Here is a 4,475-nt window from a genome sequence, read left to right on the forward strand (position 1 = left end):
ACCGTCAACAGGCGTCGCGCCGCTCGGGAGGGTCTGCACAACCCTCGACCGGTCCTCACGACCGGCCCACGACCGCCAAATCCGCCGCTCAGACGCATTCGGTGAATACTGCGGGTTTATACCAGACCGGGCAATTTTTCCGCCAGATCGCTTCGGTCCGGATGCCGCGGGGACAATCTTCCTTCCAGGGCAGCGCACGGGGCGCGCCCCAGGACAGGAGAGACACCATGTCGAAGACCAGAGCACAGCAGTCCGCACAAGCCGATGCATCCGAAGCTTACGGCGCCGCCGGCCGCCTCCTCGCGCGGATCCAGGGCGCCGCGCGCACCGTCGCCCAGGACAACATCTCCGGCCGCGTCCGGCCCTGGGTCGCGGTCGCCGCAACCCGGCACCTCCGCGGCCTTGAGTCGATGCTCGAGGAAGTAGTCTATGAAAGCCGCCCCGCCCGGACTGTCGAGAAGCGAGTCGCGGAAGTTGAGGCGGAGCTCTCGAAGCTCGGAGTTCAGTGAAACAATACGTGAACACGCTGGCTTGATGGGGGTCTCGGATTTTTCCAGATCCCTTTCAGCGGCACACAGCAGCGCCCGGCCGCGGGCATCGGAGGTAGACATGGGACAGATTTCAGCACACGAGCGCCTTGCCTTCAATGAGCGGCTTGCACGCTGCGGCGATGACATTGACGCGCTGCGTGGTGTCCGCCTGGGCCTCCTGTTCGCGGCAGACTTTTCCGACGACGCAATGCGCATGCGCGAACTCGGGAGCATCGTCTCTGACCGGATTTCGCAGATCCAGGAAGAGGCAGAAGAAAAGCGGCACGCATACGCAGCTGAGGCGCTTTCGAAATACGATACCGTGGAAGAGAAAGCGGCATGCCTTCGTCGCCTTGCATACACAGTCGACGAAGCAGTGGAAGCCGGCCTCATCGCGGATCGCGAGGCTTTCCTCTCCGCCGCCTGACCGCCCTCCGCCGCCCCGACCCCGGCGGAAAACACGGAGGATATGACATGTCCGATTTCTTTCAAATGAACGCGCCGCAGGACGGCCCTGAGAGTGATCTCGACTACCTGGCTGCGATGGGGCCGCTGCGGTCCGGCACCGCATTCGCCCAGGCGCATGGGAAGCGCATATTACAGGAGTCCGCAGAGGCCGTCCTGGGCGCGCCTCGGCACCGCGCCGCGGGAGGCGACTGGGGCCCGATGGAGGAGCGCCTGGCGATGTCCCTGTGCGTCGCTCTCAGCACGCGCGTCGCGCTGAATGCCCCGGACGCACGTCGTCTGGATGGCGCGCCTTCGGTCGACGAGGCCGATGCTTGGTATGACCGCGTGTCGGGCGTCGTCGCGGGGTATGAGAGGCGCACCGGTGCCCAGATCGCGCGATACCAGGGGTCGCGGCACAATGAGCTGCGCTGGGCGCACGAGGCTCACGAGCTTGCCGAGTGGGGCGTGTGCCCAACGCTCGAGGCGTCCGAAGCGATGGTCGATGCGGTGCGGAATGACCGCCCGCCGCTGGCGCGTCCGGTCAAGAGGCGGGGGCGGATCAGGGAGATGGTGCGATGAGTGAGGAATACTGCCCGGAGAAGCGCGCCGCGGACAAGGCCGAGGCGCGCGCACAGGACGAGTCCGACCTGGCATCCGGCGCGGTGTCGCCCGGCGAACTGGCACGCCTCAATGGCGGCGGCGTGCGGAATGTCCGGCATGTCGGGCCGGCTGATCGCATCCGGCGGCTGGCAAAGGGCCGCCAAGACTCTTAGTCGAGATCTTCAATCTTCCCCGTCCAGCCACAGTTTGTGCACGCAGCCGCGTCATGGTCGTTCAGGTTGCGTGCCGCCTCCAGGCTTTCTTTCACAAAACGCGGCTCACCCTCCTCATCTGGTTCAGCCCAAGCGCGAATCTCAACTCTCACTTTGTCGATTCTGTCACACGCGGGACAGCTTGCTCCCAGCCAGTGAGCCATTGCTAAACTCCCTTTATTCCTCCGCCGCCTTCGCCTTTAGTGCCTCAATAATATTCAACTTATTGTGCGTTGAATGGTAGAATTTAACCTGAACGCATTTAAGATTGCCATAGTCAATATGCACCTCAAGGTCGTCGATGCTGTCATCGATCTGAATTATGTGAGGTGTGTCCGGAAAACCGATATACTCAGGACCAGTCCCTGTCCAGAATCCGCACGGTGGCTCATGAAGACCAACCTCAGTTCTCAAAGCAATGAAAATTCCTGGCTGCACCCTGAACTTCAACGATATTCTTGCGCGCCAATACGATGCGGTTACCTTTTTGAGGTGTTCAAAAGCTGAAAATTTCATTGCATCGCCACCTCATCGATTGCGCCTCTCGATGGATCGTGGCTTTGTCATCAGAATGACGACGACGTGGAGTGTTGGTGACGGCCGACGTGGCGAGTGGCCGTGGTCCACCTTCATCCTAACCCATTGGTCTTATTGGACCCTGTGCGACCCTACCGTGGTCCAGGGGGGTCAACACAGCAAGGCCCAAATGCCGTTTCTGGCAGTCCCTCCGGGCCTACGGAACACCGTGTTTTGCATTGAAAACAAAAGCTTTGATCTGTTCTGTGTCCGACAAGGTCGCGGGCGTCGGACACCCCGCTTGGTCGCAGCGTACTCCGGACAGCGTTCCGACGGCTTCCGCAGCAATCTTCCGACGCTCGACGCTCGACGCTCTGCGTGTACACCGCGCTTGTCGTGGCTTGGGTACCCGGCACACCGATGCCGCCGGAGAGCGGCCACATCAGCAAGCCTTCTGCACCCTTTCAAGAGCGCGGCGTTTGGGGCAGTAATGCAGGCGGAGCCGTGGCCGATCGGTCGAAGGCACCGGTCTTGAAAGCTGTTGCAGGTTCGCGCCGCCCGCTGTCCTGGGCCGCAGGGTATGGTTGTGATTACAGAGGGTTACGGTTAGGTTCGCTAGAGTGGGCCGTTGGCGCTGACGGGGTCGATAAGCACGTCGTAAGCGGCAGGCATGGAAGAGTGGCCGAGTGGTTTAAGGCACTGGTCTTGAAAACCAGCGACGGTGCAAGCCGTCCGTGGGTTCGAATCCCACCTCTTCCGCCAACTCGGAACAAAAGTGGGAACTGCGTCGAGCACCCTCTCGCCCTGCATGACGGCTTGCTCCAGGTTTTCCCTGCTGCCCCTGCTGCCCCTGATGACCACTGCGTCCCCGCGCACGTGGATGTCGGAGATCAGCGCGCGCAGGTAGGTGTCCCATCCCGGATGATCACATCGACCCTCGCCGACGGGCGCTGTTCGTGGCACGCTCCATCCTCAGCGAGGTTCGAGACGGGGGCGAGCATGCTGATCTCTCTGCACAAGCAGGCGACGACGACGCCAAAGATCCGCGCGGCGATCCAGGCGAGCGACGAGCCGGCCTGGGTCCTGGCGGACCGCTACGGCATCTCCGAGCAGACGGTGTGGAAGTGGCGCAAGCGGGACGGCGTCCACGATCTCAGCCACACGCCGCACCGGCTGCAGACGACGCTCACGCCCGCCCAGGAGGCCGTGGCGGTCGCGCTGCGCACGACGCTCTTGCTGCCGCTCGACGACCTGCTCGCGGTTGTCCGCGAGTTCCTGAACCCGAATGTCTCGCGCTCGGGGCTCGACCGCTGCCTGCGCCGGCATGGGGTCTCCCGGCTGCAGGACCTGAAGCCGAAGGCGCCGAAGCCGGCCCACAAGCCGTTCAAGGCATACGAGCCGGGATACCTGCACATCGACGTGAAGTACCTGCCGCAGATGGCGGACGAGGAGCGGCGCCGGTATCTTTTCGTGGCGATCGACCGCGCCACCCGGCTCGGGTCTTCGTGCGCATCTACCCGGCGAAGACGGCGGCCAACGCGCGCCGCTTCCTGCGCGACCTGGAGCGCGCAGCGCCGATGAGGATCAGCCGGGTTCTCACCGACATCGGCAAGGAATTCACCGACCGGCTGTTCGGCCTCCGCCGCCGCCCGGCGACCGGCACGCACGACTTCGACCGTCTCTGCGCCGATCTCGGCATCGAGCACCGCCTCGCGCCGCCGATACGGCCGCAAACCAACGGCATGGTCGAGCGGTTCAACGGCCGGATCGAGGATGTCCTGCAAAGCCACCGCTTCCGCTCCGGCGAGGATCTGGAGCAGACGATCCTGCGCTACGTCCGCCTCTACAACGGCCAGCTGCCGCAATCCGTCCTGCAGGGCCGAACGCCCATCGAGGCGCTCAAGGACTGGCATCGCCAGAAGCCGGCACTATTCAAGAAGCGGCCGTACAATCACGCGGGATGTGACAGGTAGGGTCGGGCGCGTCCGGCGTCTGCGGACAGCTTTTCCCGCATGAAGGCTGTGAAGCCGGCGATCTTCTCGGTCGTCACGGCTTTGATGGTGTGACCGCCCCCCGACGGCATCTGGTGTGCCAAGGTGGGTCATCGACGATCCACGAGGAGGGCGGTCATGTCGGAGATTACCACGGTCGGGCTCGATCTGGCGAAGAA

The 4,475-nt window shown here is 63.6% G+C and carries 4 protein-coding genes, 1 tRNA gene and 1 pseudogene; all 6 read left to right on the forward strand.

Annotated features, from left to right (window positions below):
• Positions 1-227 precede the first annotated feature (227 nt).
• The 6 genes and pseudogenes from DLJ49_RS20590 to DLJ49_RS20615 all read left to right on the forward strand — a co-directional run bounded on the left by DLJ49_RS20590 (position 228) and on the right by DLJ49_RS20615 (position 4,278).
• Complete coding sequence (locus tag DLJ49_RS20590) at positions 228-509, forward strand: hypothetical protein (RefSeq protein ID WP_115395390.1); 282 nt, start codon at positions 228-230, stop codon at positions 507-509.
• 100 nt (positions 510-609) lie between these two features.
• Positions 610-957, forward strand: coding sequence for a hypothetical protein (locus DLJ49_RS20595; RefSeq protein WP_115395391.1), 348 nt, complete (start codon positions 610-612; stop codon positions 955-957).
• A gap of 47 nt (positions 958-1,004) precedes the next feature.
• On the forward strand, positions 1,005-1,556 hold the full coding sequence (locus DLJ49_RS20600) for a hypothetical protein (protein ID WP_115395392.1): 552 nt from the start codon (positions 1,005-1,007) through the stop codon (positions 1,554-1,556).
• Positions 1,553-1,750 carry a hypothetical protein gene (locus DLJ49_RS20605; protein WP_115395393.1) on the forward strand — a complete coding sequence of 66 codons (198 nt, stop codon included), beginning with the start codon at positions 1,553-1,555 and terminating at the stop codon, positions 1,748-1,750. The genes DLJ49_RS20600 and DLJ49_RS20605 overlap by 4 nt, the downstream gene beginning before the upstream one ends.
• A gap of 1,227 nt (positions 1,751-2,977) precedes the next feature.
• Positions 2,978-3,067: transfer RNA gene (locus tag DLJ49_RS20610), tRNA-Ser, on the forward strand.
• 237 nt (positions 3,068-3,304) lie between these two features.
• Positions 3,305-4,278, forward strand: a pseudogene (locus DLJ49_RS20615) (IS481 family transposase).
• Positions 4,279-4,475: the final 197 nt, after the last annotated feature.

Source organism: Rhodovulum sp. 12E13 (genome assembly GCF_003340565.1).
Classification (GTDB): domain Bacteria; phylum Pseudomonadota; class Alphaproteobacteria; order Rhodobacterales; family Rhodobacteraceae; genus HLUCCA09.